Genomic DNA, 14,125 nt, shown 5'->3' with positions numbered 1-14,125 from the left:
GGCCGCCGGATCGGGCGATATGCCTGCCATGTCGACGCTGCCGGCTTGACAGCGCCTGACGCGCTGGCTCAAACACTTCAAGCTTGCGTTTGACAGAGCACATGCCGCATCGTTATTTCTGGCGGTATACGACGATCACTTCATCACAATCGAGCAAGGCGGCCCGCAGGGAGCGAAACCATGTCACACGATCTGCAGTTCTATATCGACGGCGCCTGGGTCGATCCCGTGGTGCCGAACGCTCTCGACGTCATCGACCCTTCGAACGAAGACGCTTTCGCCCAGATTTCACTCGGCTCCAAGGCCGATGTCGACAAGGCGGTGGCCGCCGCCAAGCGCGCTTTCGCCACTTTCGGCTTCACCTCGGTCGAGGAACGGCTCGATATCCTCAACCGCGTCATCGAAGTCTACAAGAAGCGCAGCAAGGACCTCGCGCTCGCCGTTTCGCGCGAGATGGGCGCGCCGCGGCAGATGGCGCTGGACAGCCAGGTCGGGGTCGGCCAGGCACATCTGGAAAAGATGGCCGAGGTGCTGAAGAGCTTCCAGTTCCGTCATGTCAAAGGCTCCTCGCTCATCGTCAAGGAGCCGATCGGCGTCGTCGGCCTGATCACGCCGTGGAACTGGCCGCTCAACCAGATCACCTGCAAGGTCGGTCCCGCGCTTGCCGCCGGCTGCACAATGGTGCTCAAGCCGTCCGAGATCGCGCCGCTCGACGCCATCATCTTCGCCGAGATCATCGACGAGGCCGGCGTGCCGAAGGGCGTCTTCAACCTCGTCAACGGCGACGGCCCGGGGGTCGGCCAGGCGTTGGCCAGCCATCCGGATGTCGACATGATGTCCTTCACCGGTTCGACCCGCGCCGGCATCCTGGTCGCCAAGGCGGCGGCCGACACGGTCAAGCGCGTGCATCAGGAGCTCGGGGGCAAGTCGGCCAACATCCTGTTCCCCGATGTCGATCTGGAGCGGGCCGTCACCAAGGGCGTCGCCGGCTGCTTCGGCAACAGCGGCCAGTCCTGCAACGCGCCGACCCGCATGTTCGTGCCGCGCGACCGTCACGACGAGGCGGCGGGCTACGCCAAAAGGGCGGCGGAGAAATTCACCGTCGGCCCGGCCGACGCGCCCGCGTCCAAGCTCGGCCCGGTGGTGAGCCAGATCCAGTTCGACAAGATTCAAGGATTGATCCAGAGCGGCATCGACGAGGGCGCCACGCTGGTCGCCGGCGGCCCCGGTCGCCCGGCCGAGCTCAACCGCGGCTACTACGTCCGCCCGACCGTCTTCGCCAATGTCACGCACGACATGCGCATCGCCAGCGAGGAAATCTTCGGGCCGGTGCTGTCGATCATGCCTTACGACACGGTCGAGCAGGCGGTCGAGCAGGCCAACGACACCGTCTTCGGCCTTGCCTCCTACATCCAGGCCAAGGACATCGAGAAGGCGCGCGACGTGGCTGCCCGCATGCGTTCCGGCAATGTCTACATCAACTACCCAGCCTGGGACGCCGGCCTGCCCTTCGGCGGCTACAAGCAGTCCGGCAACGGCCGCGAATATGCCGAATATGGCCTGGAGGATTTCCTCGAGATCAAGGGCATCGCCGGTTACGAGGCGGCGGAGTAGGGCGCGCGAGTCCGCGCTCGGAGACCAGGCCTCCGAAGAAGCTTAAGAAGGGCGCGGCCTCGGCCGCGCCTTTTCATTTGGACTGACCTCGCAGGTCAGACGTGGCCGTAGAAATCCCGGTGCACGGCGACGGAATAGGCATAGTCCAGCAAGGTCGACCAGCTGAACACGGGCATGTCGATTTCGCGCTGTATCGCCCGGCCAAAGGGCTGAAACCCGGTGCATTCCAGAACCATGGCTCCCATGTTCGAATGGGCGGCGGCGAAATCCTTCGCGACCTTGACGATGTCGCGCTCGGCCAGGCCGTAATCCGCGGTAGGGATTTCGGGCCGGATGTCCTTCGTCCAGAGATTGTCGAACTGGGGCGTCTTGCCGTCATCCTTGGCGCCGTGGACGACATAGTTCGTTCCGAGCGTCACGCCGACCGAAGTCAGATGCCGGTCACTGAGCCGGTCGCCCTCGGCGACGAGAATGCCGACGACCCTTTCGGGACCGATGATCATCTGGGCGAGAGGCACCTGCAGCAGGCTCGACGCGAAAACCGGCACATCGACGCTGGCCGCGATCTCCTTCTGGAACCAGGCGAAGTAGCCGCATTCGGCGGCGATCGCGCGACATCCCATGCGTTCCAGCTTCCGCGCGGCCCTGACAATCGGCTCGAGCAGGGCTTTCTTGTCGTCGCCGCGGACGAGGTTCTGGATGTCGACGCCTTCGGCGATTTCATACTGGATCGGGAACGGATAGGCGCTGGCGTTCCGCACGTCGCCGGGGAACCCGGGATACACCTCGTCCAGGATGATGATGCCAAGGCCCATTCCATAGCAGGAATGATTTTTGCGGGCATGAATTCGTTGAACCCCTGAATCGCGAGCCGTCATCCAAATCTCCGCACATCGTTGCGGCGAAGCTAGTTGCTTATGAATGCGCCGGGAAATAGCGTTTCTTTATGGTTATCCGAAGACGCTTATGAAGGTGCCCGTCATGCTTTCCCGACGCGGTGAGATATCCGTGCGCCGTGTGCGCAGCCTGCTGACGGTGCTGGAATTAAACTCGTTCACCCAGGCCGCGGAAGAGCTGGGCCTTACCCAGCCGGCCATTTCGCAGCACGTCACGCAACTGGAAAAGCAATTGGGCTTCACGCTCCTGGTCCGCGACCGCGAAGGGCTTCGGCTCAGCCCCGCCGGCAGTTCGCTGCTGCCCGGGCTGCGGCGGCTTGTTGCGGGCAACGAGGCGATCGTCGATCAGCTCGCTTCGCTCAGCCTCGGCACCGAGCAGATCCTGCGGGTTGCAAGCGTGGCGTCCTTCGCTGCGATGTTCATTGGCCCCGCCTTCCATGCGCTGCGGCCCCGATTCCCCAACCATGTGCTCGATATCGTGGAGATCGACAGCGAAGAGACGTTTCAACTCGTGAGGTCGAACGAGATCGATTTCGGCATCAGCAGCGTGTTCGTTCCGTCGCCTGGCCTGCTGTTCGAGTTGCTCTGCCAGGACGGCGCCTGCGTCGTCCTGTCGACATCGCATCCTCTCGCCGCCAGATCCGAGCTTGCCGACGAAGAGGTGCTTGCCGAACCTTTCATCCGCTTTCCCTCGGGAACGACATCGGGCAATTGGCTGGCCATGATGTCGGAGCGGTCCGGCCTGCAGCCGAGAACCGTCGTCGAGGTGCGCCAGCTTATGACCGGCTGCCAGCTCGCGCAGCAGAACATCGGCCTGACCGTCGTCCCCGAGATCGCCGCCAGATCGTGCCCGCTGCCCGGTCTTGCCGTGATTCCCTTGCGGGATGGCCTGCCGCCGAGAAAGCTGGGTGTGGTCACCAGCGAGTTTCACCAGCCCTCCCAATTCGAGACTGCCGTTCTCTCGGAGCTTCGAGCAATGACCTTGCCGCCTGAGGGCAAATGAGGCCTTTGATTTTTTTGCATGCCCTTCCCGAGAGATGGGTGACAGTTCATTCCGGATAGATGGGTTACACTTTCGGCCCTTTGCGAGAAGAGCAAGCTGCCTCGGAAGAAGTGTAACGTCATGGAAGAGCGGCTGAAGTTCATCGCCCGGCTGCTGGACGGCGATGGCTGTGCTTTGCCGTGAGTTCGATATCTCGCGCAAGACCGGCTACAAGATACTCACGCGCTACAACGACAGCGGCCTTGAAGGGCTGACGGATCGGTCGCGTCGGCCCTACCGCCATGCCAATCAGCTTCCGTTTCAAATCGAGAAGCGAGGCTCGGCCCTTAGCGGCCCGACAGTTCCGCGCTCTGTTGGGGTGCGTTGGGTTGAACTGCCGGACCTAACCGACTCGGGTCAGGGTGTGGGAGTCGGCTAGGAGCTGAGGCTAAATTAGCAATCTTGTATTGATATAGATTTTTATGTCTTTTCCACCGGTTTCGGTGAACTCGCCGGGCGAGGCCCCCAACTACAGCCTCAAGCCCGACGAGCTGCCGGGGATCAACCCGGCAATCTCTGCTGTGCAAGGCTGATGCCAGCGTTTCCGTCCTACAACGATACAGCCAGCCAATAAGCCGAGACTCAGCGAACTGGTAGTAGAGCAGCCAGGGCCGGCGCGGCCATCAGGGCGCTTGCCGCCATCTCGAGCACATCGCGCTGCCGATAGCGCCAAACCGCGTTGGCGACCATCGCAACGCCGATTGCGGCGATGTAAAGCGGAACACGGTTCTCTGATTCATGTCGCATCCATGTCGCGTGGAGTTGCCGTCAATCAGCGGGAACCGTTGGAAATCAACGGTATTGGCTCGCAACATGGCGCGACAAGAAAATGCACCAAGCGCAAAGTTTGTGCTTGCATAAACATTTGAAATTGCTTGGTAAATTGATGGCTGGGGAACCTGGATTCGAACCAGGACTAACGGAGTCAGAGTCCGTGGGTCTACCGTTAACCTATTCCCCAGCAGGCGCGATTGGTATCGCGCGAAGCGGGCGGCTCATGCGCCGCGAGCGCTGCCTTGTAGCCGCCATCGAAAAATAGTCAAGCCCGCAGCAGAGATCAACCGCAGGCTTTTTGAGCCTTTGTCCGATGCATGTCGTTCCCCCAAAACCGCTCCGCGCTTTTTGGGCGACATGCATTGGCTCCGCCGCCAGACGCCGAAGGCTTCAGTTCTCCTCGCGGCTGTACTGCGAATGTTCGAAATAGAGCACCACGCCAAGGCCGATCAGCAGCGGAATGATGAGATAGAACAGGCGGAACACCAGAAGGGCGGCGAGCACGCCGACCGGATCCATGTCGGAAAGACCGGTGAGGAAGACGACCTCGAACACGCCGAGCGCGCCAGGCGCGTGCGACAACAGCCCGATCGAGAACGACACCATGAACACGCCGAGCACCACGAAATAGCCGGGATTGCCAACCTCGGGCAGGGCAAAATAGATGATCGCGGCGGCCCCCAGCAGTTCGATCGGCCCGATCAGCAATTGCCGCGCCACGATCGGCAGCGCCGGATAGTGCAGCTGGAAGCTGCCTATCTTCAGCGGTCTGAGCCGCAACCAGCTGCCGAAGGCGTAGGCGCCGACAAGGATGAGCATGGCGAGCCCGGCGGCGAAGGCCGCGCCGTGATGCGGTGCGCCCGTGAAACGATCGATGATCTGGGGTTCCAGCAACAGCACGAGGCCGCCGAGGAGAACGCTGGACAGGATGAAGGTGAACCAGCAGATTGCCACCAGCACGCCGACCTCCTGGCCGGTCAGCCCTCTCGTGGCGTAGGCGCGGTAGCGGATGACCGCGCCGGAAAACACCGAGCCGCCGATATTGTGCGACACCGCGTAGGTGGTGAAGGAGCACAGCGTCACGAACAGCCACGACACCTTCTTGCCGATATGCAGCAGCGCGATGTGGTCATAGCCGGCGAGCGCGGCGTAGGCGACGATTGAGCTCAGCGCCGCGAGCAGCCAGCCGCGCGCCGGGATGGTGGAGATGCCGGTCCAGACATCGTTGAGCGAAATGCCGCGCAGTTCGTGAATGAGCAGCCACAGCGAGAATGCGACGGCCGCGATGCCTATGACCGGCCAGAAATAGCGCCTCCAATTCATGGCGTCGTCATCATGCGTTGCAGCTCATTGATTGATGTGCCCAAAACCCTTTCGAACCCTCATTTGAGACATGCCTGATTGAAGCCGGCTATTCAACCGGCAAGACATTGCCCCAACGTGACGCCGGCAAAATGCGACGTCAGCGAAATTCGGCCATGCGCTCTTGGTGATTGCGAACGGCGCTGCTACTCTGCCCTCAACTTGAAACAAATCGAGGTGCCTGCTGCGTCCGTTCCCGGTTCGCGCGGCGCCGGAAGGAACTGAAGTGGAAGACCACGATACCGGCGCGGGCGCGTCGGCAGTGGGCATGTCCGGGGCATCGCCGGCGCAGTCGGCGGACCAACATACGGCGCGATTCAGCCGCCACGCGGGTGCGCACCAAAGACATGCCGACCCCAGACATGCCAACCAGAGGCAGACTGGCGCAAGTCAGGCCGACCAGCAGGGCAATCAGCCGAAAGGCAAGACGCGCAAGCGTCGCAAGCGCAAGCGCGGCCGCAAGGTATTCGCGCGCGACGAGAACGGGGCCGTGCCGCATGCCGCCCCTGCCAGCACGGCGGCAAACCAACCTCGGACCGTCCTGCCACAGGTTGAGCCAAGGCCTCATCTCCAGGCCCCGCCGCGTCCACCGCAGCAGGAATTGCCGGTTTTCGCCGCGCTCGACCTCGGCACCAACAATTGCCGGCTGCTGGTCGCGGTGCCTGGCCGTCACGGCCAGTTCCGCGTCATCGACGCTTTCTCGCGCATCGTCAGGCTGGGCGAGGGGCTGACGGCCAGCGGCCGGCTAAGCCATGCCGCGATGGACCGCGCCGTCGAGGCGCTGAAGGTCTGCGGCGAGAAACTGCGCAACCGCAAGATCAGGAAAGCCAGGCTGATCGCCACCGAAGCCTGCCGTTCGGCCGCCAATGGCGTCGAATTCCTGGACCGGGTCGAGCGCGAGGCCGGGCTGAAGCTCGAAATCATCGACCGCCAGACCGAAGCCCGCCTTGCCGTTTCCGGTTGCGGCTCGCTGGTCGAGCGCGACACGCAGGGCGTGGTGCTGTTCGACATTGGCGGCGGCTCGTCCGAAATCGCCCTGATCGACCTGACCGGGCGGCGCTCTCCGCGGCTCGCCAATCACATCGTGTCGTGGACCTCGCTGCCGGTCGGCGTGGTGTCGCTCGCCGAGCGCTTCGGCGGACGCACGGTGACGCGCGAGACCTTCGCCGCCATGGTCGACGACGTGGCCGCGCGGCTGAAGGTCTTCGATGGTCGCGACCGGCTCGCGCATGTACTGGCCAGCCCCAACTTCCATCTGCTCGGCACCTCCGGCACGGTGACGACGCTGGCCGGCGTGCATCTCGATCTCGAGCGCTACGACCGCCGCCGTGTCGATGGCCTCTGGATGGATCGCGACAGCGTCGATCGAATGATCGAGCGGCTGATCGGCTGGGATTTCCAGCAGCGCTGCGCCAATCCCTGCATCGGCGCCGACCGCGCCGACCTGGTGCTCGCCGGCTGCGCCATACTGGAAGCGATCCGCGGTGTTTGGCCGTCCGAGCGGCTGCGCGTCGCCGACCGCGGCCTGCGCGAGGGAATCCTGAGTGAACTGATGGCCGATGACGGCGTCTGGCGTGGCGATGCTGGGCGCCGGGCATGATCCCAAAAGGTGGCCGCGTTGTTTTGATGAGCAGTCGATCCCCACTCCGTCGGGCTTCGCTCGACACCTCTCCCCCGATCGACGGGGAAGAGGAAAGGCGCGAGGTCGCCAGCCTTGGCTCCCTTCTTCTCCCTCCGGAGGGAGAAGAGGTGGCGCCGCGAAGCGGCGATGGAGTGGGGGAAGCCCTCCGTGAAACGCGAAGCCGTCGCAAAACCGGCACGATGAAGCGAGCGAGAAAAAGCGGACCAGAAATCCAGATGCCGAATTTCAGGATCGGACCGGCGAAAAGTGGCGATCGGTTTTCGCGCAGGATCATGCTCGGGCAAGAAATCAGGCAATGACCAAGAAACCCGAAAAGCCAGGATCTGCCGGCATTCGCGTCCTCAAGACCAGGATCAAGAAGAAGAGCGGCTTGAAGGAGTCTTCGCGCCGCTGGCTCGAGCGCCACATGAACGATCCTTATGTGCAGCGCTCCAAGGCCGATGGCTACCGCTCGCGCGCTGCCTACAAGCTGATCGAGATCGACGACAAGCATCATCTGCTGAAACCCGGCATGAAGGTCATCGACCTCGGCGCGGCCCCCGGCGGGTGGTGCCAGGTAGCGGCCGCGCGGACGAAGTCAAGGGCGGAAAATCCGCATGTCGTCGGCATCGACTATCTCGAAATGGACGCGGTTCCGGGAGCCGTCATCCTGCAGATGGATTTTCTCGATCCGGACGCGCCGCAAAAACTGGCCGAGGCGTTGGGCGGCCAGCCGGATGTGGTGCTGTCCGATATGGCGGCACCTACGACCGGGCACCGCCGCACCGATCATCTGCGAACCATGCATCTGTGCGAAGTCGCGGCCGATTTCGCCCTGCACGTCCTCAAGCCCGGTGGGCATTTCCTCGCCAAGACCTTTCAGGGTGGCGCCGAGAACGAGCTTTTGTCGCTGCTAAAGCAGAATTTCCGCTCCGTCCATCACGTCAAGCCGCCGGCCTCGCGGGACGAATCGGTGGAGCTTTATTTGCTGGCGAAGGAGTTTAAGGGGTAGCGCCGACGCTTCCTTCTCCCGCAAGGGGAGAAGGGAGGAGCGCCTACTTCCCCGCTGTCCCCACCGTTTCCAGCGTCTTCGGCGTGGTCAGGCGGCCATGGCCCGAGACGGCGTTGCCGGCGTCCGGCGCCAGCCGCATGAAGGTGATCGATCCCGCCGCCGAAACGGCCGCCACGATGAAGAAGGCGATGTGAAAGTCGTTCAGGGTCAGCGGCCCGCCATGGATGGACGTCGATACTTCGAGGATGCCGCCGGCCAGCGCAACGCCGAGCGCGATCGACAATTGCTGGAAAACCGCCGTGATCGGCGTCGCCTTGCTGGTATCGGCGGGCGTGATCTCGGCATAAGAGAGCGCATTGACGCCGGTGAAGAACATCGAGCGGATGAAGCCGCCGACCAGAAGTATCGCCAGCATCAGCGCATAAGGCGTCTGCGGCGTGAACAAGCCGTAGATCGCGATCGAGGCGGCCGCGACAAGCGAGCCCCAGATCAGCACCCGACGGAAGCCGGCGAGGCGGAAAAGCAGTGCCGTGACGAACTTCATGCCGATGGCGCCGATCGCCGAGACGAAAGTGATCATGCCCGACTGGAAGGGCGTGAGCCCGAAGCCGATCTGGAACATCAGCGGCAAAAGGAAGGGCACCGCGCCGATGCCGATGCGAAACAGCGAGCCGCCGAGCACGGAGGATCGGAACACCTGGTTGCGGAACAGCTCCAGCGCCAAGAGCGGGTTCCTGGCGCGCCGGGCATGGAGGAGATAGAGCACGCCCGAGACCACGCCGACGGCGACGGTGATGAAGCCCGCCATCGGCGGCAGCGCCGGCAGGCTGACGACGGAAAGGCCGAACACGACGCCGGAAGCGGCAAGCCCCGAGAGCACGAAGCCGGGGAAATCGAGCGGCGGCGTCTGGGCAGGCTCCGTTTCCGGCAGATAGCGCGTGGCGAGCCACATGCCGATCAGGCCGATCGGCACATTGATGAGAAAGATCCAGTGCCAGGTGAAATAGGTGGTGATGAAACCGCCGATCGGTGGGCCGACCAGCGGGCCGACCAGCGCCGGCACGGTCAGCCAGGACATTGCCGCGACGAGCTCGTTCTTCGGCGTGGCGCGCACCAGCACCAGCCGCCCGACCGGCGTCATCATCGCGCCGCCCATGCCTTGCAGGAAGCGCGACACAACGAAAGCCGGCAGCGAATTGGCAAACGCGCAGGCGACCGAGCCGGCGATGAAGACGCCGATCGCGGCGCGAAACACGTTCTTGGCGCCGAACCGGTCCGCCATCCAGCCGCTGATTGGAATGAAGATCGCCAGCGACACCAGATAGGCGGTCAGCGCCAGCTTCAGCGCGATCGGGCTGGTGTGGATGTCGACGGCGATCGCCGGCAGCGACGTCGCGATCACGGTCGAATCCATGTTCTCCATGAAAAGTGCGACCGCCAGGATGAGCGGGATGATGCGGTTCAAGGGAAACGCCCTGAGTTGTCTTCGCTATTCTAGGCCCGGCTTGGGGGCGAACCGGTGCGACCGGGCGGTTATCACGCCTCGGTCCGGATGTCGCATTAAATTGCTGTCACTTTTGCGGGAGCGCAACCACGTGGAGGCAGTGAAGGACAGAGCTATGTCGCGGTCAGCAATGGTCGGCCTGTGGCGCGGATCGTTCCCGCGGACACGGAACTATTGCTCCACTCGCGCGCAGCGTTGTTGTCGCGGCTCGAGCAACAGCCGGTCGTCGCGGTCGAAAACTGGACACGCGACGATACTTACGAACGCCAGCGATGACGGCTTTGGCTCGAAACGGGTGCCGTCACCTCGCGCAACGATCGGCTTTTCAACCGCGACAGGACGTGTTACCAGCCAGCGCCAATCCTGAAAGGGAAGATGAGAGTCGGCGCTGGCCAATCGGCCCAGCGCCTTTTCCGCATTCAAAAGGACTGGCCATGGCAAAAATCATCGAAACGTCCACTGGCGCGCTGGCGCTGACCTTCGACGACGTGCTCTTGCAGCCCGGCCATTCCGAAGTCATGCCGGGCGAGACCGACATCCGCACCCGCATTGCCGGCGACATCGATCTCAACGTGCCGATCCTGTCGGCGGCGATGGACACCGTCACCGAGGCGCGGCTGGCGATCGCCATGGCGCAGGCCGGCGGCATCGGCGTCATCCACCGCAATTTCTCGCCGGCCGAGCAGGCCGAGCAGGTCAGGCAGGTGAAGAAATTCGAGTCCGGCATGGTGGTGAACCCGGTCACCATCGGCCCCGACGCCACGCTGGCCGACGCGCTGGCGCTGATGCGCACCTATTCGATTTCCGGCATTCCAGTGGTCGAGAATGGCGGCACCGGCGGCCACACGGTCGGCCGGCTCGTCGGCATTCTCACCAACCGCGACGTGCGCTTCGCTTCCGATCCGGCGCAGAAGGTCTACGAGCTGATGACGCGTGAGAACCTGATCACGGTCAAGGAGAATGTCGACCAGGACGAAGCCAAGCGCCTGCTCCACAAACACCGCATCGAGAAGCTGGTGGTGGTCGACAGGAATGGCAATTGCGTCGGCCTGATCACCGTCAAGGACATCGAGAAGTCGCAGCTCAACCCGCACGCCACCAAGGATGCGCAAGGCCGCCTGCGCGCCGCCGCCGCCACCAGCGTTGGCGATGACGGCTTCGAGCGCGCCGAGCGCCTGATCGACGCCGGCGTCGACCTTTTGGTCATCGACACCGCGCACGGCCATTCGCAGCGTGTGCTGGACGCGGTGGCGCGGGCGAAGAAGCTCTCCAATTCCGTGCGCATCCTGGCCGGCAATGTCGCCACCGCCGATGGCACGCTGGCGCTGATCGATGCCGGCGCCGACGCCGTCAAGGTCGGCATCGGCCCGGGTTCGATCTGCACGACCAGAATCGTCGCCGGTGTCGGCGTCCCGCAGCTGTCGGCGATCATGTCGGCGGTCGAGACAGCCAGCAAGGCCGGCGTGAGCGTCATTGCCGATGGCGGCATCAAATATTCGGGCGATCTCGCCAAGGCGCTCGCCGCGGGCGCAAGCGCCGCCATGATCGGTTCGCTGCTTGCCGGCACCGACGAGAGCCCGGGCGAGGTCTATCTGCACCAGGGCCGCTCCTTCAAGGCGTATCGCGGCATGGGGTCGGTCGGCGCCATGGCGCGCGGCTCGGCCGATCGCTACTTCCAGGCCGAGGTCCGCGACACCCTCAAACTGGTTCCGGAGGGCATTGAAGGGCAGGTTCCCTACAAAGGACCTGTGGCTGGCGTGCTGCACCAGCTTGCAGGCGGCTTGAAAGCCGCTATGGGTTATGTGGGTGGACGTGACCTTGCAGATTTCCGCGAGCGCGCCACTTTTGTGCGCATATCCAACGCCGGACTTCGTGAAAGCCACGCCCATGACGTCACGATCACCCGCGAAAGCCCCAATTACCCGGGCGGACTTTGATCGAGAGGCCGATCGGCCCGACCGCCAGGGGCTGTGGCGTGGCTTGAGCGTGGCGGTGCTGCGGCTGTCGCGGCACGCGGCGGCGCTGTCCATAGCCTCGATCGCGCTTTTCCTCGTCATGACGGCGCTGGAGTTTCTCTATTTCCAGCGCTTGAGCGGCGGCTTGGCCGCGCTCGACATACGTGTCGCCGGCTTCACGCCCGACGAAGGCATGGCGTGGCTCACAGCACTCGGCCGTCGCGGCGGCGAGATCATCATCGTCTGGCACTATTTGACCTTCGACCTTTTGTTCCCGGCGCTGCTGTCGCTGACGCTGGTCAGCCTCATCCTTGCCTTCGGGCGGCGGCTCAGCACCTTCCGCGCCATGCCGGCGCAGCTGCAGGCCCTGTTCGCGCTCGTGCTGGTGCTGCCCTATACGGTCGCCGACTATGCTCAGAATTTTGCCCTGGCGCGGCTGCTCTCCGATTTCCAGCTGGCCAACCCCGATTCGCTGGCCTTCGCCTCTTCGCTGACCGTCACCAAATTCGCGCTGCTGGCCATTCCATTCTTTGTCGTCGCGTTCTTCGCGCTGGCCGGGCAGCGGCGGCGCTGACGGGAGAGAGGGCGGACAAATGCATCAGACCGCCATCTTCTGGCCGATGCTGGCGCATGTGCTCCTGGTCTACATCGTCTATCTGGTGATGCTGAAGCGGCGCTATCTCGCCGTGAAGTCCGGTGAAGCGAAGGTCGGCCAGTACAAGGTCCGCTCCACCGAGCCGGCCTCGAGCGTCACCGTCGCCAACAACCTGATCAACCAGTTCGAGCTGCCGGTTCTCTTCCACGTGCTTTGCCTGGCGCTGTTCGTCACCAACGGCGTGAACTACCTGACGCTGGCGTTGATGTGGCTCTTCATAGTCACGCGCTATGTGCACGCCTGGGTGCATCTCGACAGAAACTATGTGCTGCACCGCAGCCGCGCCTTCTTCCTTGGCGCGGGTATACTTCTTATCGCCTGGTTCTGGTTCGCGCTGCACCTGCTCGCGGTGGTGTGACGCTAGACCGTTTCACGGAAACGGTGAAATGGGTCTATCTCTTTGTTTTTACGCAATTCCGGGCGGAAAACCGCTCACACTTTTCCTGGAATTGCTCTAAAGGTCGAACACCGCGATCCTGCGTTTGTCGAACTTGATGCCGATCTCGCCGCGCACCAGCCTCAGCGCCTGCTCGCCGAAAACGGCGCGCCGCCAGCCCTGCAGCGCCGCCACGTCGGCTTCGTCGCCCTCGGCGGCTATGCGGTCGATATCGTCGCTGGAGGCAAGCACCTTGGTGGCGACGCCTTCCTTCTCCGCGACGATCCTGAGCAACACCTTGAGCAGCTCCGACGCCGCGCTCGATCCTTCCGGCGGCTGGACGCTTTTCGGCAGTTTCGGCATCGCATCCTTGGGCAGGGCAAGGGCGGTGTTGACCGCGCCAAGCAGCGCGGTTGCCGTCGCGGAGCGCTCCCAGCCTTTCGGCGTGGTGCGCAGCTTGCCGAGCGCTGCCGCGTCGCGCGGCGCCTGCTGCGCGATCTCGTAGATCGCATCATCCTTGAGCACGCGGCCGCGCGGCACGTCGCGCTCGCGCGCCTCGCGCTCGCGCCAGGCGGCCACCGCCTGCACGATCGCCAACTCCTGCGGCTTGCGCAGCCGCATCTTCAGCCGCTTCCAGGCATCCTCGGGATGCGGATCGTAGGTCTCGCGCGAGGTGAGGACATCCATCTCCTCGTTCAGCCAATGTGCGCGGTCCTCGCGCTTCAGCTCGGCGCTGAGATGCTGGTAGACCTCGATCAGATGAGTGACGTCGGCGAGCGCGTATTCGAGCTGCTTGTCGGAGAGCGGCCGGTGCCGCCAGTCGGTGAAGCGCGAGGATTTGTCGAGCCGGGCTCCGGTGACCTTCTGGACGAGCTGGTCATAGGAAACGCTGTCGCCGAAGCCGCAGACCATCGCCGCGACCTGCGTGTCGAACACCGGATGCGGCACCAGATCGCCGAGATGGACGATGATTTCGATGTCCTGCCGCGCCGCGTGGAAAACCTTCAGCACCGCTTCGTTGGCCATGAGCCGGAAAAACGGTTTCAGGTCGATGCCGGGCGACAACGGATCGATAAGCGCCTCAATCCCAGGCGCGGCGATCTGGATCAGGCAGAGGATAGGCCAGAAGGTCGTCTCGCGGATGAATTCGGTATCGACGGTAATGAATTCCGACTTTTCGAACGCCGCGACAACGCTCTCGAGTTCTTCTTGTGTGGTGATGACCTGCATCAAATCGCTTTTGGCACAATATTAGGCCTCTTTCAATTTCAGCCGCGCGCGCTTTCGTCAAGCGCCGCGACGTCGTCACGCACC

At 63.6% G+C, this 14,125-nt stretch carries 12 protein-coding genes, 1 tRNA gene and 1 pseudogene; 8 read left to right on the top strand and 6 right to left on the bottom strand.

The genetic code is table 11. The features are described from left to right. Positions 1-180: 180 nt before the first annotated feature. On the top strand, positions 181-1,614 hold the full coding sequence (locus FJW10_RS12550; protein ID WP_140900328.1) for an aldehyde dehydrogenase family protein: 1,434 nt from the start codon (positions 181-183) through the stop codon (positions 1,612-1,614). Positions 1,615-1,709: 95 nt separating this feature from the next. Here FJW10_RS12550 and FJW10_RS12545 read toward each other — a convergent pair whose 3' ends face one another. Further along, positions 1,710-2,492 (bottom strand): aspartate/glutamate racemase family protein, encoded by a 783-nt coding sequence (locus FJW10_RS12545; protein WP_140900327.1) that lies wholly within the window; start codon positions 2,490-2,492, stop codon positions 1,710-1,712. An 88-nt stretch (positions 2,493-2,580) separates the two neighbouring features. Here FJW10_RS12545 and FJW10_RS12540 point away from each other — a divergent pair, with 88 nt between their 5' ends. Continuing rightward, positions 2,581-3,513: a LysR family transcriptional regulator gene (locus FJW10_RS12540; protein WP_181177510.1), complete on the top strand. Its 933-nt coding sequence runs from the start codon at positions 2,581-2,583 to the stop codon at positions 3,511-3,513. 120 nt (positions 3,514-3,633) lie between these two features. Then, a pseudogene (locus FJW10_RS12535) lies at positions 3,634-3,823 on the top strand (helix-turn-helix domain-containing protein); the annotation flags it as partial. A gap of 311 nt (positions 3,824-4,134) precedes the next feature. Here FJW10_RS12535 and FJW10_RS30395 read toward each other — a convergent pair. From FJW10_RS30395 to FJW10_RS12525, 3 genes are all read right to left on the bottom strand, one after another. Continuing rightward, positions 4,135-4,299, bottom strand: coding sequence for a hypothetical protein (locus FJW10_RS30395; protein WP_181177509.1), 165 nt, complete (start codon positions 4,297-4,299; stop codon positions 4,135-4,137). A gap of 140 nt (positions 4,300-4,439) precedes the next feature. Beyond that, positions 4,440-4,513: transfer RNA gene (locus tag FJW10_RS12530), tRNA-Gln, on the bottom strand. A gap of 203 nt (positions 4,514-4,716) precedes the next feature. Continuing rightward, positions 4,717-5,649 carry a YbhN family protein gene (locus FJW10_RS12525; protein WP_140835473.1) on the bottom strand — a complete coding sequence of 311 codons (933 nt, stop codon included), beginning with the start codon at positions 5,647-5,649 and terminating at the stop codon, positions 4,717-4,719. Between the two features lie 265 nt (positions 5,650-5,914). Between FJW10_RS12525 and FJW10_RS12520 the strand changes: the two genes are divergently transcribed. After that, on the top strand, positions 5,915-7,288 hold the full coding sequence (locus FJW10_RS12520; RefSeq protein WP_140900325.1) for a Ppx/GppA phosphatase family protein: 1,374 nt from the start codon (positions 5,915-5,917) through the stop codon (positions 7,286-7,288). 337 nt (positions 7,289-7,625) lie between these two features. Then, complete coding sequence (locus FJW10_RS12510) at positions 7,626-8,321, top strand: RlmE family RNA methyltransferase (protein ID WP_140835475.1); 696 nt, start codon at positions 7,626-7,628, stop codon at positions 8,319-8,321. A gap of 43 nt (positions 8,322-8,364) precedes the next feature. Here the strand turns inward: FJW10_RS12510 and FJW10_RS12505 are convergent, their stop codons facing one another. Then, a complete protein-coding gene (locus tag FJW10_RS12505) occupies positions 8,365-9,786 on the bottom strand; it encodes an MFS transporter (protein WP_140900324.1) in 1,422 nt (473 codons plus the stop codon). 473 nt (positions 9,787-10,259) lie between these two features. Here FJW10_RS12505 and guaB point away from each other — a divergent pair, with 473 nt between their 5' ends. From guaB to FJW10_RS12485, 3 genes are read left to right on the top strand one after another with little or no spacing between them, the layout of a single operon-like run. Continuing rightward, positions 10,260-11,762 carry an IMP dehydrogenase gene (guaB, locus tag FJW10_RS12495; RefSeq protein ID WP_140900323.1) on the top strand — a complete coding sequence of 501 codons (1,503 nt, stop codon included), beginning with the start codon at positions 10,260-10,262 and terminating at the stop codon, positions 11,760-11,762. 43 nt (positions 11,763-11,805) lie between these two features. Next, on the top strand, positions 11,806-12,354 hold the full coding sequence (locus tag FJW10_RS12490; protein WP_246674232.1) for a hypothetical protein: 549 nt from the start codon (positions 11,806-11,808) through the stop codon (positions 12,352-12,354). A gap of 19 nt (positions 12,355-12,373) precedes the next feature. Next, the gene (locus FJW10_RS12485) at positions 12,374-12,793 is read left to right on the top strand and encodes an MAPEG family protein (RefSeq protein WP_140707423.1); all 420 of its coding nucleotides are present in this window, start codon (positions 12,374-12,376) and stop codon (positions 12,791-12,793) included. Positions 12,794-12,889: 96 nt separating this feature from the next. Here FJW10_RS12485 and rnd read toward each other — a convergent pair whose 3' ends face one another. Next, on the bottom strand, positions 12,890-14,041 hold the full coding sequence (gene rnd, locus FJW10_RS12480; protein ID WP_140900322.1) for a ribonuclease D: 1,152 nt from the start codon (positions 14,039-14,041) through the stop codon (positions 12,890-12,892). Between the last annotated feature and the right edge of the window lie 84 nt (positions 14,042-14,125).

It is taken from the genome of Mesorhizobium sp. B4-1-1 (genome assembly GCF_006439375.1).
Lineage (GTDB): Bacteria > Pseudomonadota > Alphaproteobacteria > Rhizobiales > Rhizobiaceae > Mesorhizobium.
This window is presented reverse-complemented; position numbering and strand designations above follow the sequence as displayed.

What these genes read in the sequence shown, in the direction of transcription:
- FJW10_RS12550 (WP_140900328.1), top strand. Translation starts at nt 181, where the DNA reads ATGTCACACGATCTGCAGTTCTATATCGACGGCGCCTGGGTCGATCCC.
- FJW10_RS12545 (WP_140900327.1), bottom strand. Translation starts at nt 2,492, where the DNA reads ATGACGGCTCGCGATTCAGGGGTTCAACGAATTCATGCCCGCAAAAAT.
- guaB (WP_140900323.1), top strand. Translation starts at nt 10,260, where the DNA reads ATGGCAAAAATCATCGAAACGTCCACTGGCGCGCTGGCGCTGACCTTC.
- rnd (WP_140900322.1), bottom strand. Translation starts at nt 14,041, where the DNA reads ATGCAGGTCATCACCACACAAGAAGAACTCGAGAGCGTTGTCGCGGCG.
- FJW10_RS12525 (WP_140835473.1), bottom strand. Translation starts at nt 5,649, where the DNA reads ATGAATTGGAGGCGCTATTTCTGGCCGGTCATAGGCATCGCGGCCGTC.
- FJW10_RS12540 (WP_181177510.1), top strand. Translation starts at nt 2,581, where the DNA reads ATGAAGGTGCCCGTCATGCTTTCCCGACGCGGTGAGATATCCGTGCGC.
- FJW10_RS12510 (WP_140835475.1), top strand. Translation starts at nt 7,626, where the DNA reads ATGACCAAGAAACCCGAAAAGCCAGGATCTGCCGGCATTCGCGTCCTC.
- FJW10_RS12485 (WP_140707423.1), top strand. Translation starts at nt 12,374, where the DNA reads ATGCATCAGACCGCCATCTTCTGGCCGATGCTGGCGCATGTGCTCCTG.
- FJW10_RS30395 (WP_181177509.1), bottom strand. Translation starts at nt 4,299, where the DNA reads ATGCGACATGAATCAGAGAACCGTGTTCCGCTTTACATCGCCGCAATC.